This is a genomic window from Mesorhizobium sp. M0761 (assembly GCF_040320205.1).
GTDB lineage: Bacteria > Pseudomonadota > Alphaproteobacteria > Rhizobiales > Rhizobiaceae > Mesorhizobium.
Genome location: NZ_JAMYPF010000021.1, coordinates 36368 through 54591, shown reverse-complemented (window position 1 = coordinate 54591; position 18224 = coordinate 36368). Strand labels below are relative to the sequence as shown.

The window sequence follows — 18224 nt, the reverse complement described above, 5'->3', positions numbered from 1 at the left end:
TGCCGAGGATCATCGGCGAAAAGGACCGGCAATTTCGGCGGACGTTCGACACAGCTCACCCGTGGACAACGTGACACTTATCTGACCCCAAGCCGCGCGCGTTTGGCGAAGCATTTTCAATCCCACGCCGCGCAATTTGTCCACTTTGATTTCGAAGACGGAGCTTTTCGCATGCCATCTGCCGATGAATTCGTCATGGATGATCGCTGGAGTGACCTCCGCAAATATCGGGATATGCCCGAGATCGATATGTCCCGCCTGTACGCTTACAGGCTTGAGCGGCTTCGCAGTGCCCTGCGGAGAGCCGAGGCAGCAATGTGCGTCGTTGTCGGTCCCAGAAGCCTGCGTTATGCCGTCGACTACCGCACCTACAGTCTCTTCCAGCATCAAGTGCCGACCACGTATCTCTTCATCCCGATAGAAGGTCCGCTTGTGATCCACGGCGTCTACGGCAATCCGCCTGTGGTGGGCGAGGCGAGAGTGGCGCGACCCTTGTCCTTTTATGATGGCGGATACGAGCTGACGACGGCCGCCGATGCGTTCGCCGACGACGTCAAACGCTATCTGTCTGAAATCGGCTCCTCCAACAGACGGATTGCTGTTGAAGGTGTGAATCCAAGCATTACCCAGGCTTTGATGCAGAGAGGCCTGGAAGTCATCGACGGCGTGACCATCACCGAGCAGGCACGTATGATCAAGTCGGCCGACGAGGTCAATTGCATCCGATGGGCGGTCGCCGTCGCTGAACTAGGAATTACCAAAATGAAGGAGGCGCTCCGCCTGGGCGTCACCGAATTGCAGCTTTGGGCCCTTCTCAACTACACTAATCTTGCGAACAATGGTGACTGGCACGATGGTCGAATGCTCGCGTCTGGACCGCGGATCAATCCTTGGCTGCAGGAAGCATCCTACCGGAAGGTCGAATCCGGCGACCTCGTGGGATTTGATACGGACATGGTTGGTCCCTTCGGCTACTTCGCCGATGTTTCTCGCACCTTCCATTGCGGCCCGGCAAAGCCAACCCGTCGCCAAAAGGAGCTTTATGGATTGGCGGTCAAGGAGGTTGAGCATAATCTGAAACTGGTGCGGCCCGGGGTTTCACTCCGCGAGTTCCGGCACAATGCATTGTTGTTGCCCAAAGAATATCATCAGAACGCATATTCCTGTTTGCTGCACGGCGTGGGAATGGCGGATGAGTATCCGCGTATAAATCCAGCCTTCGGCTCTCCCATGCATTATGACGGCACCTTGGAGGTTGGAATGGTTGTTTGCGTCGAAAGCTATGTAGGCTCCGTCGGAGAGCGTGACGGGGTGAAGCTTGAACAACAGGTCCTGATCACTGACGACGGTTACGAACTCCTGTCAATGTATCCGCTCGAAGAGTCGTTGCTTGAGTGAAGGTGGCGAGGTGCAGTTCATACGAGGCGAGTTTTGCACCTGTGCCCATTGGCAATAAACAGGCTGTGGAAGTCTTTGTGAATGAAATGAGCCAGTTCGTCCTAATTGAACGTTTCAATGGTGAGCGCGACGAACGCCCCACGGCCCGGTGATCTGTTCGAGCTGCTACCCCCGATCGCGGATGACGTTGGATAACTCGTCCGCTTAGTAGCGGAACAATGCCACACAGGGACCGGGAATGCACGAGGCAGCGGTCCGAACGACGGAAGCAGCACCAATGAACAATATCCCCGACAAAGCACGTAGCCATTGTCGGTGGCGGCTTTTCCGGCTGCTCTGTTGCCTATCACTTGCCAAACTCGGTTGGACGGACGTGTTCCTCCTGGAACGTAGGCGACTGACCTCCGGAAGCACCTGGCACGCGGCTGGCCCGATGCTTCATCCCGGCCGGCAGACCATGACACCCCGTGACCTGTCCATCACAATCATGCACCGCCGTCACCTTAACCACTTTCGCGCCGAGCTGTCGTGCTCCCTTTGCGAGCGCCATCGCGATGCCGGCCGGATCGCACTGACCGTCCAGCAGCAGACACACCGCGCCGACCACCCGAAATGTTCAAATGATACATCTCCTTCACCTGCGGCGGCGAAACCTCGTCTATCTCGACGTCAATGGCTTGCGCGACATCATCGGCAGCGGGAGGTCAGAGATCATACCTCCAACATCACGCCTAGTCTTCACATCTCAGCTACTCCGGTCCGTTATGATTGATGGAGGTCGCGAATCTTCTCATTCCGTGGGTCGTAGAAGGCCGAAAGGCTGGCTTCGGCTGGATAGCGTTTTCCAGCTACCTCGACCTCAAAGCTGGTTTCTTCGAGAAACTCTTTGTCGACACCGCCCTCGCGGGTCAGGTACGCCAGCCCCAGTGAAGCGCCAACACGATGGCCGAACGCGCCCGAGGTCACATGGCCCACGACCGATCCGCCAACCCACACTGGCTCCTGGTGATAGAGCAATGGCCCCTCGGGATCGCTTATCTTCAGATGAACAAGACGTCTGGAAACGGGCCCTTTGTCCTTCTGACGAAGAAGGGCGTCACGGCCTATGAAATCCGATTTATCCGGGTTGATCGCAAAACCAAGTCCCGCTTGATAGGGCGTATCATCCGGCCCGATATCGTGACCCCAATGGCGGTAGCCTTTTTCGACCCGCATCGATCCAATCGCGAAATAGCCGCCATGCCTCAAGCCGTAGCGTACGCCGATTTCCGCCAAGCGGTCGAAGACATGGCAAGCAAACTCCGCGGGAACGTAGAGTTCCCATCCCAGTTCGCCCACGTAGGTGACCCTGCTTGCCCTCACCTTGGCGTAACCGATCTCTACCTCCCGGCTCGTTCCGAACGGGAATGAGGAGTTGGAAAAATCCTCACCCGCAATTTCTGACATAACCGCACGGGATTTCGGTCCCATAAGTCCGAACATCGGAAGTCCAGAGGTCACGTCTGTTATGAAGACGTGTGCTTCATCGGGGGCATTCCGACGCAACCATGTCATATCCTTTGTCTGTGAGGTCGCTGCTGTCACATATAGGAAGGCGGTTTCGGAAAGACGCGTCACTGTGACGTCGGCTTCGATTCCTCCCCGTTCGTTTAGGCACTGGGTGTAAACGAGCCGGCCGACAGGCACATCGATTTCGTTCGCACAGATCCTGTTGAGAAACGAGCAGGCATCCCTGCCCTCAACACTGAACTTGACGAAACAGGACTGGTCGAAAAGCGTGACATGCTCGGCAGTGTTGCGGCATTCCTCTCCTACAATATCGAACCAGTTCTGCTTTCCGTACGAGTATCGGATCAACCGTTTCGCGTCGTTTGAGGTGAAGTAGCCCGGACGCTCCCATCCCGCAATCTCGGTCCAGACCGCCCCTGCGCGCCCGAGGCGGTCATGGATGGGGCTTTTTCGGATATAGCGCGCGGTTTCGAACTGGCGATATGGCCAGTGCATGTCAAACAGGAGCCCCAGGGCTTCCTTGGTCCTGTCATGGAGATAGGACCTGTTGGACTGGAACGGCATCATCCGGAGGACATCTACATCCACGAGATCGACCTCTGGATGCCCCTCCTTGATCCAGTATGCCAACGCCTTTCCGACACCACCCGAGGACAGGATGCCTATCGAATTGAAGCCGCTAGCGGTGTAAAGGCCCCCGACCTCAGCCGTTTCGCCAAGGAGATAGCGGTTGTCAGGTGTGAAACTCTCCGGACCGTTGAAGAACAGCTGGATCCCTGTGTTTGCCAGGACCGGAACCCTGTTGACTGCCTTTTCGAGAATGCGTTCGAAATGGTCGAAGTCTTCAGGCAGGGAATCGAAGCAGAAGTCGGGCGGGATTCCGTTCCGGCCCCAAGGCTTCGCATTTTTCTCGAAACACCCTACTAGCAGCTTACCCGCGTCTTCCTTATAGTAGGTCTCCTCGTCTGCTACGAAGAGTACGGGCAGGCCCGAGGGAAGGTCAGGAACAGTTTGCGTAACCGCATAGAAATGTTCGGCAGCATGAAGAGGTAGGCAAACGCCAGCCTTGGCCGCAAAATCGCGCGACCACATCCCGCCGCAGATCACTACCTTCTTCGCCAGAATTTCTTCTGCAGCCGTACGGACTCCCTTGACCTTGCCGAATTCAATTAAGATTTGCTCTACTGGAGTCTCCTCTACGATTCTGGCTCCTGCCATCCTGGCACCCTTGGCATAGGCTTGGGTCACGTCGGCCGGATTGACCTGGCCGTCATTGGGGGCCCAGATACCGCCGACGACCCCATCGAGGTTCAGGAGCGGCCATCTTTCTGCAATTTGTTCTAGAGCGACCGCGTCCATTTGCAATCCGAAGTTGCGGCCCATTGATGCTCCGCGAAGAAGCTCCTCGAGCCTTGCCTCGTGCATCGCTAGTCGCAAGGCACCGTTCTGTTTGTAGCCAGTTTCCTGGCCTGTCTCCTCGCCCAGGGAACGGAAAAGCTCGCCGGTGTATTTGGCCAGTTCGGTCATGTTGCGGGTCGAGCGGAGTTGAGTCACCAGTCCGGCCGCGTGCCAGGTGGTACCGCAAGTTAGTTGCTTGCGTTCAAGCAGAATCACGTCGGTTATGCCGAGCTTGGCGAGGTGGTATGCGACCGAGCAACCCGCGATCCCGCCTCCAATGATGATTACTTCGGCACTTGCAGGGAGCATACCTTGACTCTCTTTTTGTGGGCCAGGGCACGAGAAGAACGAAAAAAAGTGAACATAGCAATATCAAAGTGACACTTTGGTGATTTTAAAGCTGTGAAGGACCTTGTGGGCAGCAATGAGAGGCTATAGTCATACGCTATGAAGCCTCAGACGACCTTGCTCCGTCGCCTCCTCCGGCCTTCCAATCTGGAAGGACTCGTCTCCTCCAACGCCGAGACCATCAACGTAAGCGATATAGTCAATATTGATGCCCGAGTGGGCATTGAGATCAGGGATCTTAGGAAAGCACGCGACACAACCCTTGATGGACTGAGTGAAGCCTCAGGGCTTTCAAAAGGCTACCTCAGCCAGATCGAGCGGGGAATCTCCAGCCCGTCGGTAAAGGCATTGCACAATATCAGCCGGGCGCTCGGCGTTACGATCAGCTGGTTCTTCAGGCCGGGATCGAATGACAATCACCTCAGCGATTTGGTCGTGCGGGCATCTGCCCGGAGAAAACTGACATTCGTGGGGGGAATTACGGACGAGCTCCTGTCCCCGAATCTCTCTCGAGAACTGGAACTCCTCTGGTGCACGTTCCCGCCGGGGTCAGAAAGTGGCAGCGAGCCCTACAACCATCAGGGCGAAGAGGCTGGGATTGTGGTAATCGGAGAAATGCATCTCTGGATATCGGACAAGCATGTCATCCTAAAGGAAGGTGACAGCTTCGCTTTCGAAAGCGTCCTTCCGCATCGGTATGCGAATATGAGCGATGGGGAATGTATCGTAATCTGGGCGATCACACCTCCTTCATATTGAGGCACTGTGGAAACTTCCGTTGATCGCGGGACCAAAAAACCGATGAGCAGCCCTCTGCCGGCTTTTCACTAACCGCATCGGAACGCGCTGCCGGAGCTGTCCGACGTTGCACTGCCGTTTTCCGAGAGGCGTCATAAGCGCCTTCGCCGAGATACTGTCCAAGAAAGTCGAAAGCTCCAGCGAGCTTCGTCGCTCGCTCGCCCCTGGTTCGCGAATTTCGCAAAACGGGACAGTCGTTCCGCTAAAGCGTCCGCGAACTGCGCGAACTTCTGAAATACGCACATTCGTTCAAGAAGCGGGCAAAAATGTAGGCATACGACGAAGGCCGCATGATTGGACACGCGCGTGGGCGCGGCGGGCTCTATGATGGCGATGCGTGGAGGTCAGGCGGCCTGCTGATCGGCGGCCTTGTCGCTTCGCGCAGGCGCTTCCATTCCCAAGGCAGTAGTTCGTGCAGACGCGAAGCGGGAAGATCAGCAATGCGGGCCAGGATATCGGCGAGCCAGGCTTTTGGGTCGACGTCGTTGAGGCGTGCCGTGGTGATGAGGGTAAGCATAACGGCGGCGCGGTCGGCGCCTCGCTGGGAACCGGCGCAGGTCCAGTTGCGCCTTCAGAGCAATGCCACGCAGCGCTCTTTCGGCCGCGTTGTTGCTGAGGCAGATTCTGCCGTCGGCGATGAAGCGGGCGAAGTCGGCCCAGCGCCTGAGCATGTAATTTATTGGCTTCAGGACCTCGGAAGAGTGAACTGACCCCCGAAAGTTGGACACAACCTTCGGGGGTTTTGCATGTCCAAATACAGCGAGAGTTTCAAGCGCTCGGTTGTCGATAGCTATTTAGGCGGGGATGAGAGCTGCGCGAGTGCGGCGTCGATGCATGGCGTTGATGCGGCCACTGTTCGCAAGTGGGTTGCGTTGTACCAGGCGCATGGCGATGCCGGGCTATCTGGTAAGTACGGTCGTTACGACGCGGCGTTCAGGCTGTCGGTGCTTGAGCGAATGTGGGAGGAAGGTCTGTCGTATCGGCAGACGGCTGCATTGTTCAATATCCGCAATGCCAGTTGCCTGACGGGCTGGGAGAAGCGCTATCATGCGGAGGGGATAGAGGCGCTCGGCCCACATCCCAGAGGACGACCCATGTCAAAGCCGCCGTCCCCCGCAGTGCCTGTTGCAGCCAGTGACGAGGCCAAAAGCCGCGAAGAACTGCTGGCTGAGCTGAAGCATCTGCGGATGGAGAACGACTACCTAAAAAACTGGAGGCCTTAACGCAGGGACACGCGCTCAAAAAGCGCAAGCCGTCCAGGCGTTAAGGCTGTTGCATTCGCTTGAGGGGCTGCTCGAGCTGGCGAAGCTTGCGCGCAGCACGTTCTATTACAGACAGAAAGCAGCGAAGCGCTCGGACCGCCATGCGGCGCTGAAGGCGGCGATCAAGGCCATCTTCGACAGCCACAAGGGTCGCTACGGCTATCGCCGGGTGACTGCGCAACTGCACCGGTTGGGCCGGCGCGTCAACCACAAGACCGTCCAGAGCCTGATGGCCGGGATGGGATTGAAGTCGCTGGTCAGGCCGAAGAAGTATCGCTCCTACAGGGGCGAGGCTGGGCGGACCGCTCCCGATCTGTTGCAGCGCAAGTTCGGCGCCGACCGCGCCAACCGCAAATGGGTGACCGACGTGACGGAGTTCAGCCTGGCCGGCGACAAGCTCTATCTGTCCCCGGTCATGGATCTCTACAATGGCGAGATCGTCGCGTTCGAGACGGCGCGGCGGCCACGCTTCAAAATGGTGGACAATATGCTGACCAAAGCCCTCGCCCGACTCAATGAGGACGAGCGGCCGATCCTGCATTCCGATCAGGGATGGCAGTATCGGATGTCGGCATTCCAACGCAGGCTGGAAGCCAGAGGCCTCCAACAGAGCATGTCACGCAAAGGCAATTGCCTCGACAACGCCCCAATGGAGAGCTTCTTTGCCATCCTCAAATCCGAGCTCTTCCATCCCGGAACCTTCGACACCGTTCAAAGCCTGGACGACGCCATCACGGACTACATCGACTATTACAACCACCGCCGCATCAAACTGAAACTGAAAGGGCTGGCCCCTGTGCAATACAGAAACCAGCCATTAAACCTACCAACTCAATGAACCGTCCAACTTTATGGGGTCAGTTCAAGAGCCCGGGGCTTTTTTGGCGATGTCGGCCAATTCGAAGAATCCTCGCCGCGCATGGGCGTAGCACAAGGCCGGCGTGATTGGCTGCTCCTTCCGCTGCGGGTCGAACAGCGGCTCAAAGTCACTGTAACAGTCGCACTGACGGATGCCGGCGAACCCGGCCAAATGCTTCTGAGGACGCTCGCCGCGCCGGTCGCTCGAGGCGTAATAGATCGCCGCCGGCGGCGCTGGCCCGGCGAAGGGACGGTCGTCGCGGGTATAGGTCCATATGCGCCCGTCGCGCACTTGCCCTTCGCCAGGATGCGAATGGTGGTGTCGTCGCCATGAAGGGGCTCGGCCGCGAGCACATGGCGCTCGATCAGCTGGAAGAGCGACATGACGGCGAAGGGTGGCCGACCTGATCGGCCAGCGTCGACAGCGGCAGCTCGATCCCCTCGGCCTTGAAGCGCGCGCTCTGGCGGTTGAGTGGAGCATGCATGCCGAACTTGTCGAACAGGATTGTCGCCTTAGCTGGGGACCGATGAAGCCGCGCGGCGTGACATGGAACGGCGCCGGCGGCTGGTGATCTTCTCGCAGTCGGCAGGTAAACTTTTCGCGCACCGTTTCGATCAGCTTGAAGCGGCGCGGGATCTCCTCCAGCGTCTCGGTCACGTCCTCGCCCAGCTTGGACAGCCGGGATCCGCCGCAGCAGGCGCAGGCGGCTCGATGACGGCGCGCTCGCGTTCGATAGTCTCTGGCCAGGGCACTGGCCGCCTGCGCGCGAAGGGCGGGCACGCTCTGGGTCTTCGCCGCCGCAGCGGCCGCGGCAAGCTCATCCTCGCTCGCCGCGGTCACGAGGTCTTCGAGTTGAAGTTCCATCTGCTCGATCAGGCGCGCCGTGCATTACCGCGAAAGCAAAAAATATGACCGCTGAGCAAATCCCTCTTCAAGATCTCCTGCATGCGTAGAGCAAGGCTGGGAAAGCCGCAGCGCATGTCAGTGTGACCCGTCGCCAGCCACACTCGCACCCCCCCGTCGGATGGGCCGTCGGATGGGGATCATCGGAGTGTTTCCAGGCCGCGCATGACCCGAAGCAGCGCTTCCACGTCCACATCGGGCTCGACGATAACCCTGCGGCCATTCACGCTCACCACTTCCATGCGCCCGCCAGCCGGTTCTGGATCTTTCTCTGGCTGCTCCGGTACGATCATCGCCGGCACGAAACCGCAGACGCCACCTTCACCAAGCCGACCCTCGCGATGCGTTCAGGCCGACCGGACGACACGAGCCTGAACAAGCGCCCTAGATGGGCTGCCGAACGCCGGCACGTCAGCCGCGCCAGAAAATGAAAAATTTTCGAGGTCATGTGTCGGAGATGGAAGGGGCGGCCGTGCCCGCGCCGCGCAGCTTCTGACGACGAGGACAAGGCCCGCCTTCATCGCGGTTTATCGCAGAGCATGCCCCCAGGTAATAGGAGCTGCGGCCGTGTGGGCGCCTTCATCTGGGCGTTCGCAACCGCATCGCCCTTTGCGAGCACAGTCAGATTGTGGAAGCCATGGTCCCGTGGCCCTGCCGGCGCGCGCGAACTGCTGCGCGACCGCGTCACCATCCGCGGCGGCCGCCTCAAGAGCTGAGATCGACGCTCGCGATTTCCTTTTTGCCAGCACCCGCAAAGGGCTGAGCTCAGAAACAAAAAACAGGCCTGCCGCAGGCCCTGTTACATCTATCCAAGATCGAGAAGTGCGCCAGTCAGGTCTACGATAGCTTAACCTGCCTTTGGTGACGGGCTGTCCTCCGTCTCCACAAATTTCTGCGTACCCATCCGAGGAGGGCCGCCTTGCGGGCGAACGGAGGGTGTAGCTAACTGTCGGTATGGATATCGCTACTGACTGTCGCAAAAATCACTCGTCCCGAGATTGTTGACACTGGCCGCCGGCGCCGCTGGTCGGAGGGGAAGAAGCTGCGGATCGTCGAGGAGAGCTATTCGGCTCCGCGGCAGGCATCCGCGACAGCGCGGCGTCACGGGATTTCCACCCCACTGCTGTTTGCCTGGCGCGAATAGCCCTTGTTCTTGAGCGCCCAGGGTCCGCAGCCCCCCTCAGCCCCGCGTCAGAATTTTCACCAGCCATTCCGTGAGGTTCAATCGAGCATTGAATTGCTGATAGGCCCCTCAACTTGTCGTTCTCCTGAAGGTACCTAGCCGCTTAGTCATGTCTGCTGTGGAATTATGATTTTGGCAGCACCGCGGCCAAGCCTGTATTGGACGGAAAGGTGGCACCTTAAGCCAGAGGCTCGAATCATGTGATCGACCAATTAATCAAGCCCACCGCACGGTTCAGTATTTGGTCGGTCTGAGCACGGTTGGGTGAAGCGGCCATAACATACCCGATGCAGTCGCGGAAATCTCCTTTTCTAACGATGCGTGTTTCCGGCTCAACATTCAACCTAACTTCGATGACGCCTGGCACGGCAGACGCCTGACTGTGACCGCCAATGCAGTTGAGGATCCCATCGCGGTCAGGAACCAGGAACCGCGTGCCTGCAGTCTGTTTCCTGTGCAAGCCCAAATTGTCGCCAATGGCGAGCTTGAGGTGCTCGGTGATGAGATCCGTACCAGAAGCTAACTTCACCATTTGAGGACCGGGCCTGCCAGAAAGACGGGGATTCACTTCGATGACGACTGGGCCGCGCTTCGTCCACCGAAGTTCGATGCTCTTTGGTCCCCAGCCAAGGCCGAGAGCCTGCAAACAGCTCAGTGAAATATCCGTGATACGCTCATGCTCATCATCGCTCAGCAGGGCCGGATAGATCCACTCTCGATAGACGAAATGCGGAGAGGGGCCGAATTCGCCGGTGCCAATTCCAATCACCTCATTGCCCATTAGGTCAGCCCAGTAATAAGGGCCTTGTGCAAATTCCTCGACGAGTATCCTTGGCAAGCACCGCCAGATGTGCTTCCCCCCCAAAAGATGGGCCGTATGTTCGGCCAGTTCATCGACGTTGCGGCACAATCGGACACCCATGCTGCCGATGCCTACGGCTGGCTTGAGAATCACCGGAAGGCCAATGTCGGCAGCAGAGCTCTCTACCTCCTTCGCATTCCCTGCCAACCGATAAACAGGTATTGGAACGCCGGCCTCGGCGAGGAGCTGGCGCTGCGTAAATTTGTCGCAGCACCGTTCAGTCGCTACCGGGTTTGGACCCGGTAGGCCGAAATGTTGGCAGAGCTTGCCAGCTATCGCGTAGAAGGTCTCTGTTGCGCTAGTGATGCCGGCAATATTATAGGCCTCACCCAGCCGCGAACATTCGGAAATGAGCGCATCCACGTTGTTTGTATCGGCTTGGATTATCTCGTCCACTTCCGCGGCAAGATAGTTGTACCGGTTTGGGTCCGCCGACAGGATAATTGGATCAAGGCCAAGACGCTGTGCCGCCTGGACGTATGGAAGAGTATTAGTTCCGCCTTCAACTATGACTAACGCTCGGCGTGCCATCATTATACCTCAAAGAATCTCGTCCGATTTGCTGGAGGCTGAGCCATCAGATCAGCGGCTCAGCCGAGTTTGATACAAACCCTGGCAGTAAGGTACCACTGCTAGAAATTTGCGGTCGCAAAGATTTTGTGAACTTATTTGAAGGAGCTATTGCAACCGTTTTGATGGCTGGCGGGATGGCAGGCCGCCCCGGCGAGCTCCATCACTGCGCTGCATGATGGAAGGTTCGGCCTTTTCCCTCAGGAAGGTCGTCGATCTTCCTGCTCCGTGCTCACCAGTGGCCCAACATGCTGCTGCAAAAAGCGGCTGATGCGATGGGCTGGGTCCCTTCCTCCAGCGGACGGACCAAAAGCACTGGAAGGGGTTATAGAGTGCCTTCGGGCCATCCGCCGCTGGTGCATCGACTCGACCGCCGCTCTTGATGGTATGGGTGATGCCGCTGATGACGCGGTCGTCCATCCGCGACGAGTCGTGGCAGGTGCGGCTTCAGGTTCTCATACTGCGCGTCAGTCAGCCAGAATAGTCGCGATTCATCAATGGCCTCCATCTGAAGACCGCGAATCACGACGAACCGCATAAATGGCGCAGGCTCCCAGCGCAGGGAAAATAAATCAGGGTACTAGACTAATAATTGTGAAAAATATCTGAAGGCCAAGTTAAAACAGATGATGGAGCGTAATGGTAGCTAAACACAAACTTATTGAGGTTTTGCATTTTTTACACGCGTTCGGTGTATTGTTCGGTCCTATGGCGCATTGGTAATTATAGTTGATCCGTCTCGTGGCCTCGAAAGAAAGTCCAATGTCTGTTGTAAAGGCTGAAACAAGCACCGCTCATTTCCGCGACGTCGAACGCATTGGATTCATTGGTACTGGCAGTATGGGGAGACCGATGATCGTCAAGCTCCTGCAAGCCGGCTACCAGGTGGACGTCTGCGACATTGATCCTGCGGCTGCGAAACACGTGCTGGAAAAGGGAGCCCGGTGGCACGACATACCGCGCGACGCAGCCCGCGATTGCGGCATTGTCATCACCTGCCTGCCGCTCCCAAAAGACGTCTTCGACAACATGACGGGCGAGCAAGGCGCTTTGGCCGGAATGCCACCGGGGAGCGTGTGGATCGATACTTCAACCACCGACTACCACAACACGATCGAGATCGCCCGCCGGGCCGCACCAATTGGCGTGAATTCGCTAGAAGCGCCCGTGAGCAACTTGTCCCACATGGGGGTCGATTTCGCCAATGTCAGCTTCTTCGTCGGGGGGCCACCGGAGGTCTATGCGCGTTGCGAGATGGTGTTTCAGATCATGGGAGCGGTCTCCTTCCATATTGGCGACATAGGTCAGGGCCAATCAGTCAAACTCTTGACGAACCTGCTTTTTTACGCTGCAGCCGTGGCGAGCGGCAACGCGCTCTGCCAAAGCGTACGTGAGGGCGTTCCAGCCCAGCAGGCGTGGCGCAAGTTTGCCGGCTCGTCCGCTAACTCCGTTGCAATCGAGCAGTTCGTCCCATTTCTCCTGGATGGCAGCTATGATCGATCTTGCACCCTGGAGATCACGGTTAAGGATATGAGCTTGACCGTCCAACTGGCCGACGAACTCGGCGTGGGACTGCCGGTCGGGCGCGCGGTCGAAAAGTGCTACAGCGAAGCGGGACGGAAGTTTGACCGATACGATGGCCATCTGCGTGTCGTTGAGTTGGCGCAGGCAGCCTTAGGCGTTCGTTTGCAAGTGCCGGGCTATCGCGCGCCATCCAAGTATGGGGCCGACCGGGTGCATCCACCAGATCAGGAATTCTTGACCGATTCCTTTGGCCGGATCAAACCGAAACGCATGCATGTGTTTCCGCTCGACGACGTCCCGCTCAGCAATGGCCAGATTCGGCTGCTCGACTCTCTGGAGCGAGAACTCACTCACGTCAATCGCTTGATTCTTGATGAAGCGTTCAATCTTGGCCGCGGCATGGGGCTGAGCGATGCCCTGATCTCCAACGTGATCACCTGGAGCGTGGGCGCCTCTGCTTGGTCGGACAGACATGCTCGGCAATACGTGAACGAGCAGGTTTTAGATTCAGTCACAGAACTGGCGCCGCCGCGGGCCACTGTACCGCATCTCATCAATCGCTATTTGAAGGATCTCTCATGACTAGCCTGGATCAGCAGACGGCGCTGGAGCAAGCCGCACGAAAGCGCATCAAAGATTCCCACGCCCTCGATGGCGACGTCGCGCGCTTGGCCCACTTCTATCGCGGATGGGCGAGTTCCTATGAATTGGACGTTGACCGCGAGGGATACTGCGGGCCGATGATCGTGGCGGAGATGGCGGCCACCGTGCAGACGGCGTATTTAACCAAGGAGCGATCAGCCATCGCAGTCCTGGACGCTGGGTGCGGAACAGGGCTCGTCGGCTCGCAACTGAAGCGTCTTGGCTTCAAGTTGCTCGACGGGTTCGACCTCTCCGAGGAGATGGCCGAAGAGGCCCGGAAAACGGGCGTCTATCGCCAGATCCAAGGTAATGTTGACCTTAACGGGCTGCTCTCTGATTACTCCAGCACGACCTACGATATTACAATCTGCTGCGGCGTATTCACGCTCGGACATGTCCGCCCGGACGCACTGCGGGAACTGGCCCGTGTTACGCGCCCCAACGGATTCATCATCGCAAGCACCCGCAAGAGCTATGCGGATGCCACATCTTTTGAGAGTGAGGTGCAATCACTGCAGGATGAGGGGGTGCTTGTGACGGTCCAGCATCTAAAGAACGGCAAGTACCTCTCGGAGGAGGGTGCGCATTACTGGGTTTTCAAAGTACCCGATAGGGCAGAAACGGAGCAGCAGCTATGACCACATTACCCCAAATCTCACTAGCCAAACTGGCAGCGGATGCAACGCCACAACAAGAACGTGAGCGGCTACGACTGGCCTGCGAGGAGTACGGGTTCTTCTACCTTGAGCACGGAATCCCGAAGGAACACATCGCAGAAGCGATCCAGGCTTCCCGGCGGTTCTTCGCGTTGCCTCAGTCGACAAAGGAACGTTTCGGTCACTCCGCCCAAGACGTGTACCCTGCTACCGCTCGTGGATACAGTCCGTTGCTCGGGGAGATGCTCCATCCCGTGGCTGGCCCCGATCAGAAGGAAATGTTCGATCTGGGAATCGAGAACGAACGCGACCGGCGTCCGTTTGGGGGCTGTACACTCCTTCCGGATGACTCGTTAGCTCCTGGCTTCGCGCGAAGCCTGCTTGCTTTGCAGGCTGTCGTGGTCACCGAAGTTGTGCCGAAGCTCGGGATGGCGCTGGCCGACCTGCTCGACATGGAAGAGGGCTGGTTCAGACGCCATTTCAACCCGCCGACGGTCCTGCAACGCGTGATCCGGTATCCTTCTACTGGCGGGACGGCCGGGAAGCATACCGACAATGGCTTCTTCACGCTGCTGCTGCAGGAGGAACTCCCCACGCCCTCCTTGCAGGTGTGGTTCGGGGGCCGCTGGGTGGCGGCGCCGAGCTTGCCCGACACTCTCGTTGTCAATCTGGGCGACATGCTTCAAGCCTTGAGCGACGACCGATTCAAGAGCACGCCCCATCAGGTCGTGCACACTGGTCCGGCTGAACGAATTTCTCTTCCCTTCTTCATCTATCCCGACATAGACGCTCGTCTGACTTCCCGGAACGGGATGAAAACGTTCAGCGCCGCGGAAGTAATGTTGCGCAACTTCGACTCGATCTGGGAAACTGGGAATGGCGCCGGACGCGCGCGAGAGTTGCAGTAAGCCGTTTTTTCTCCGAGAAGAATAGTACATGCAAGGTCAAAGCGATTTCGACAACAAGGCGGGAAGGGAGACTGCGCAGATACTTAATCGGCGAGGAGCCGTCACCCCGATCGGCATCAAGGTGCTCCGGACGCACTCTTGATGAGGACGAGGGTCATGCTGGGGTGGAGGCGCACCGACAGCATCGATGTGCCAGAAAGTTGGGTGTTTAACCGCCGATTTGGGGCAAAAACCAACTTGGGTTGATGTGCTTGGCTGCCTATGCGGACCCGCTATATCGCGACGAACACCGTGGCTGGGACAACCCTCCCGAGCGAAAGAAAAAGTTCTTGGGCCTCACCGGCAAAAAATAGAATGCTTGGCTTTTGTCGAAAGACAATCAGCCCGCTGAACTTAGGCGAGGTCCCCTTACATGCGAATAAAACGGCTCCTGGTTTGGCAAGTGCCATTGACCAGCCATGCTCCTTATCACATGGCGGGTGGAAAGACCTGCGATACCGTCACCTCAATATTGCTCCGCGTCGATACCGACGAAAGTATCTCCGGCTGGGGTGAGGTTTGTCCGATTCCACACTATCTGCCGGCCTATGCAGAAGGCGTACGCCCCGCGCTCGAGTATATTGCACCTATCGTAATCGGAGCCGATCCAATCGGACCAGAAGCATTAATGGGCCAGGTTGACAGTTGGCTGCAAGGGCATGTCTACGCGAAATCCGCCCTTGACCTGGCTCTTTGGGACATCACAGGCAAACGAGCGAAGCTGCCTCTCTATGCGCTTCTCGGTGGACGCCAGATGGCTCGCATACCGCTCTACCACTCGATCACCTGTATCGCGCCCGATGAAATGGCCGTCATCGCTGGAGAGGCACAGGCAGAGGGTATGGCGCAGTTTCAGGTCAAGTTAGGTGCCGATAACAACTGGGAGGCTGACGTCGCCCGGCTACGTTTGGTACGAGAGGCTGTTGGCATGGGGCCGCTCGTTTATGGCGACTGGAATTGCGGGGCTTCTCGCCTGGACGCGACGCGCGTTGGAAACGCTATCGCAGCCTATGACATCATGCTGGAGCAACCCTGTGCAACACTTGAGGAGTGTGCCGCCGTTCGTGCGGCAACCGGGCTGCCGATGAAGATTGACGAAAACGCGCACGATACGGCTTCGCTGCTTCGGGCTTACGATCTTGGCTGTATGGATGCGGTCGCCCTAAAGCTTTCCAAATCGGGGGGGCTTAGTGCTACTCGGCGACTTCGCGATCTGTGTCTGCACCTCGGTCCCCGGATGTGCATCGAGGACACCTGGGGGTCCGATGTTATCACGGGCGCAGTCCTCCACTTGGCAGCGTCGACCCCGTCAAGCCGGATCATGAATACATGCGATCTGTCGGGTTATGTTGTTCCGCGGCTCGATCCTTACGCACCAGCTCGCAGTAGCGGCCACATCGCGCCGCCTGAGGGCCTAGGCATTGGTGTGAATCCAGATCTTGAAGGAGTTGGCCAACCGGCCGCCATTATAGATTAGTTGCCGCACACACCCGGGTTGTCACTTGCATTTACGAGCTGGACGACAGGAACGACAGAAATGATCAGCAATCCGATGGTCGCCGATGCGTTCTCGACCGCCTTGTTCACAAGGCTATCCCATCGAATTTTCGGGAGAAAGCATGTGGATACACAAGATCCCGCCGGTCTTAGACGCAACTGCCGCTTGACCGAAAACGAGTTCGTCGGCAAGTATCAAAAGACCAAGTGGCGGCTTCTCCTCGCAATCTAGTATCGTTATTTGTCTCGAAATAACTGGAGTGCACCCTAGACTGAAACATTGGATCGAGGACAGTTTCCTCGTAAGCAGTTGAAATTGGGGCATGGGCGTGCGGCAAAGAGTTATTGATGGTGACCAAAAGCTGGAGCTACTCCGGCGCATGGAACACGCCGCATGTCAATGCGGCCAAGTCGCCTGATCCTGCGATCCTCACATGCCATTGCTTCGGAGAACGCGCGGTGAATATTCACTGCTTCTGACCTACTGTTTGTCAAAAAAACACGAGTTAGGCCCTCTGGAGCATCAGGCGTCAAAGGGATGCAAGTTCCTCGAGCGGTCCCGAGGTAAACATCCCGCCGTGGAAGAAAGCCATTCGCTGGTGCTGCCGTTGAATGTTGCTGCACTAGAAGTGAAGACACGTTTTCCAATCTCACCTTCCCTAACCGTCCAGGACGTGGAGGATATAAGGGGGCGCGAGGCGCCCTTCATTTCGTGTCGGCCGGCCAGGCGAGCGCTCACTTCCTTGTCGCTGACCTGCCACTGAGTTGTCATCCAGCCGTGCTTAGAGCCTCATCGGTTTCTGTTACGCCGTAGGGCGCAGGTTGAGCAACCGGCGAAGACGCGTAGTCTTCGATCTGCGCAGCATCGAAGCCGGTTGCGGTGAAGACGTTGGTGAAGGCCGCCGGAGTCTGGTAGCCGAGCGAGGAATGCGGCCTCGCAGTATTGAAGTCCTCCCTCCATTCTGCGATGGCACTTCGGGCGTGGTCGAGGCCGAAGAACAGGCTCTCGTTCAAAAGCTCGTCACGCATTCGGCCGTTAAAGGATTCGACGTATCCGTTTTGCATGGGCCTGCCCGGCGCGATGTAGTGCCATTCGACGCGATGATCCTTCGAGCAGGCAAGGATTGCGTTGGATGTGAACTCCGTGCCGTGGTCGGAGACAATCATGTCCGGCTTGCCGCGCTCAACGACCAGGTCCGTCAATTCGCGAGCAACGCGTCGGCCGGAGATCGAAGTGTCCGGAATCGCGCCCAGGCATTCGCGCGTCACGTCGTCGACGATGTTGAGCACACGGAAGCGTCGGCCGCAGGCGAACTGATCGTACAACGAAATCCAGCGACCAGCGTGCGTTCGGCTTCGCCTCAACGAGGATCGGCGCTGGGTGCCCACGGCTCGTCGCCGTGCTTGACGCTTGCGCACGGTCAAGCCCTCTTCGCGGTCGAGCCGGCAGATGCGGTTGGTCCCTGACGGCTCGCCCTCGCGCCTGAGCATGATGAACAGGCGTCGATAACCAAAACGACGGCGTTCATTGGGGAGGTCGCGCAGACCACCCCGCAGTTCCGTCCCCGGCGGACGTCCGTACCGATAGCGGACCATCTTGCGATCGGAACAGGCCCGACGCTCCGACAGGCCGATAACGGCCTGCAGATGCGCGACGGCTTCGCGCCTGACGGCGGGTCCTACCATTTTTTGATAGAAGCTCGCGAAGCGCCGAGGCTTCCAGCATCTGGTCGGCCAGCAGCTTCTTCAGCTTCGCGTTCTCGTCTTCCAGGGCCTTAGGCGCTTGGCGTCCGATATGTCCATGGCCATACTTCGCCTTCCAGTTATACAGCGTCGCCTCGGAGATCCCGTGCTTCCGGGCCAGATCA

General features: G+C 58.0%; 15 protein-coding genes and 5 pseudogenes. 10 read left to right on the top strand and 10 right to left on the bottom strand.

Translation table 11 applies throughout. The features are described 5' to 3' along the window. Positions 1–171: 171 nt before the first annotated feature. Both NKI32_RS26455 and NKI32_RS26450 read left to right on the top strand, forming a co-directional pair. A complete protein-coding gene (locus NKI32_RS26455; protein ID WP_353004328.1) occupies positions 172–1398 on the top strand; it encodes a M24 family metallopeptidase in 1227 nt (408 codons plus the stop codon). Positions 1399–1675: 277 nt separating this feature from the next. Then, a pseudogene (locus NKI32_RS26450) lies at positions 1676–1828 on the top strand (FAD-dependent oxidoreductase); the annotation flags it as partial. Between the two features lie 33 nt (positions 1829–1861). On the opposite strand, the pseudogene NKI32_RS31630 reads toward NKI32_RS26450, so the two are convergent. After that, positions 1862–2084: pseudogene (locus tag NKI32_RS31630) on the bottom strand (FAD-dependent oxidoreductase); the annotation flags it as partial. Positions 2085–2160: 76 nt separating this feature from the next. Then, entirely contained in the window at positions 2161–4614 is a 2454-nt protein-coding gene (locus NKI32_RS26445) for a GcvT family protein (protein WP_353004326.1), read from the bottom strand. A gap of 156 nt (positions 4615–4770) precedes the next feature. Between NKI32_RS26445 and NKI32_RS26440 the strand changes: the two genes are divergently transcribed. Further along, on the top strand, positions 4771–5412 hold the full coding sequence (locus NKI32_RS26440) for a helix-turn-helix domain-containing protein (RefSeq protein WP_353004324.1): 642 nt from the start codon (positions 4771–4773) through the stop codon (positions 5410–5412). A 361-nt stretch (positions 5413–5773) separates the two neighbouring features. On the opposite strand, the pseudogene NKI32_RS26435 reads toward NKI32_RS26440, so the two are convergent. Then, positions 5774–6152 (bottom strand): annotated as a pseudogene (locus NKI32_RS26435) (IS66 family transposase); the annotation flags it as partial. A gap of 45 nt (positions 6153–6197) precedes the next feature. On the opposite strand from NKI32_RS26435, the gene NKI32_RS26430 reads away from it, so the two are divergent. Beyond that, a protein-coding gene (locus NKI32_RS26430; RefSeq protein ID WP_353004323.1) for an IS3 family transposase occupies positions 6198–7551 on the top strand; the annotation gives its coding sequence in 2 pieces (ribosomal slippage) (positions 6198–6658 and positions 6657–7551; 1356 coding nt in all). Between the two features lie 24 nt (positions 7552–7575). On the opposite strand, the pseudogene NKI32_RS31625 reads toward NKI32_RS26430, so the two are convergent. The 5 genes and pseudogenes from NKI32_RS31625 to NKI32_RS26420 form a co-directional block, all read right to left on the bottom strand. Further along, positions 7576–7869 (bottom strand): annotated as a pseudogene (locus tag NKI32_RS31625) (IS66 family transposase); the annotation flags it as partial. Positions 7870–7936: 67 nt separating this feature from the next. After that, positions 7937–8056, bottom strand: a complete 120-nt coding sequence (locus tag NKI32_RS31620) for a hypothetical protein (protein ID WP_502898000.1) — start codon at positions 8054–8056, stop codon at positions 7937–7939. Positions 8057–8211: 155 nt separating this feature from the next. Beyond that, positions 8212–8436 (bottom strand): annotated as a pseudogene (locus tag NKI32_RS31615) (IS66 family transposase); the annotation flags it as partial. A gap of 8 nt (positions 8437–8444) precedes the next feature. Continuing rightward, positions 8445–8552: a transposase family protein gene (locus tag NKI32_RS31610; protein WP_502897999.1), complete on the bottom strand. Its 108-nt coding sequence runs from the start codon at positions 8550–8552 to the stop codon at positions 8445–8447. Positions 8553–8615: 63 nt separating this feature from the next. Further along, on the bottom strand, positions 8616–8777 hold the full coding sequence (locus NKI32_RS26420) for an IS66 family insertion sequence element accessory protein TnpB (protein WP_502897998.1): 162 nt from the start codon (positions 8775–8777) through the stop codon (positions 8616–8618). A 644-nt stretch (positions 8778–9421) separates the two neighbouring features. Between NKI32_RS26420 and NKI32_RS26415 the strand changes: the two genes are divergently transcribed. Continuing rightward, a complete protein-coding gene (locus NKI32_RS26415) occupies positions 9422–9619 on the top strand; it encodes a transposase (RefSeq protein WP_353004427.1) in 198 nt (65 codons plus the stop codon). 235 nt (positions 9620–9854) lie between these two features. Here NKI32_RS26415 and NKI32_RS26410 read toward each other — a convergent pair whose 3' ends face one another. Continuing rightward, a complete protein-coding gene (locus NKI32_RS26410) occupies positions 9855–11051 on the bottom strand; it encodes an ATP-grasp domain-containing protein (RefSeq protein ID WP_353004425.1) in 1197 nt (398 codons plus the stop codon). A gap of 801 nt (positions 11052–11852) precedes the next feature. On the opposite strand from NKI32_RS26410, the gene NKI32_RS26400 reads away from it, so the two are divergent. From NKI32_RS26400 to NKI32_RS26380, 5 genes are all read left to right on the top strand, one after another. Continuing rightward, positions 11853–13196 carry an NAD(P)-dependent oxidoreductase gene (locus NKI32_RS26400; protein WP_353004321.1) on the top strand — a complete coding sequence of 448 codons (1344 nt, stop codon included), beginning with the start codon at positions 11853–11855 and terminating at the stop codon, positions 13194–13196. Next, the gene (locus tag NKI32_RS26395; RefSeq protein ID WP_353004319.1) at positions 13193–13894 is read left to right on the top strand and encodes a class I SAM-dependent DNA methyltransferase; all 702 of its coding nucleotides are present in this window, start codon (positions 13193–13195) and stop codon (positions 13892–13894) included. Before NKI32_RS26400 ends, NKI32_RS26395 begins: the two co-directional genes overlap by 4 nt. Continuing rightward, on the top strand, positions 13891–14820 hold the full coding sequence (locus tag NKI32_RS26390; protein WP_353004317.1) for a 2-oxoglutarate and iron-dependent oxygenase domain-containing protein: 930 nt from the start codon (positions 13891–13893) through the stop codon (positions 14818–14820). Before NKI32_RS26395 ends, NKI32_RS26390 begins: the two co-directional genes overlap by 4 nt. Positions 14821–15232: 412 nt before the next feature. Continuing rightward, on the top strand, positions 15233–16336 hold the full coding sequence (locus NKI32_RS26385; RefSeq protein ID WP_353004315.1) for a mandelate racemase/muconate lactonizing enzyme family protein: 1104 nt from the start codon (positions 15233–15235) through the stop codon (positions 16334–16336). Between the two features lie 60 nt (positions 16337–16396). Next, complete coding sequence (locus tag NKI32_RS26380; protein ID WP_353004313.1) at positions 16397–16588, top strand: hypothetical protein; 192 nt, start codon at positions 16397–16399, stop codon at positions 16586–16588. 536 nt (positions 16589–17124) lie between these two features. Here the strand turns inward: NKI32_RS26380 and NKI32_RS26375 are convergent. Next, positions 17125–18042, bottom strand: coding sequence for an IS3 family transposase (locus NKI32_RS26375; protein WP_353004311.1), 918 nt, complete (start codon positions 18040–18042; stop codon positions 17125–17127). Between the last annotated feature and the right edge of the window lie 182 nt (positions 18043–18224).

Bases quoted from the DNA above. Each gene is read 5' to 3' on its own strand.
- NKI32_RS26455 (WP_353004328.1), top strand. From the start codon at position 172: ATGCCATCTGCCGATGAATTCGTCATGGATGATCGCTGGAGTGACCTC.
- NKI32_RS26445 (WP_353004326.1), bottom strand. From the start codon at position 4,614: ATGCTCCCTGCAAGTGCCGAAGTAATCATCATTGGAGGCGGGATCGCG.
- NKI32_RS31620 (WP_502898000.1), bottom strand. From the start codon at position 8,056: ATGCATGCTCCACTCAACCGCCAGAGCGCGCGCTTCAAGGCCGAGGGG.
- NKI32_RS31610 (WP_502897999.1), bottom strand. From the start codon at position 8,552: ATGCGCTGCGGCTTTCCCAGCCTTGCTCTACGCATGCAGGAGATCTTG.
- NKI32_RS26410 (WP_353004425.1), bottom strand. From the start codon at position 11,051: ATGGCACGCCGAGCGTTAGTCATAGTTGAAGGCGGAACTAATACTCTT.
- NKI32_RS26400 (WP_353004321.1), top strand. From the start codon at position 11,853: ATGTCTGTTGTAAAGGCTGAAACAAGCACCGCTCATTTCCGCGACGTC.
- NKI32_RS26395 (WP_353004319.1), top strand. From the start codon at position 13,193: ATGACTAGCCTGGATCAGCAGACGGCGCTGGAGCAAGCCGCACGAAAG.
- NKI32_RS26390 (WP_353004317.1), top strand. From the start codon at position 13,891: ATGACCACATTACCCCAAATCTCACTAGCCAAACTGGCAGCGGATGCA.
- NKI32_RS26385 (WP_353004315.1), top strand. From the start codon at position 15,233: ATGCGAATAAAACGGCTCCTGGTTTGGCAAGTGCCATTGACCAGCCAT.
- NKI32_RS26380 (WP_353004313.1), top strand. From the start codon at position 16,397: ATGATCAGCAATCCGATGGTCGCCGATGCGTTCTCGACCGCCTTGTTC.
- NKI32_RS26375 (WP_353004311.1), bottom strand. From the start codon at position 18,042: ATGGTAGGACCCGCCGTCAGGCGCGAAGCCGTCGCGCATCTGCAGGCC.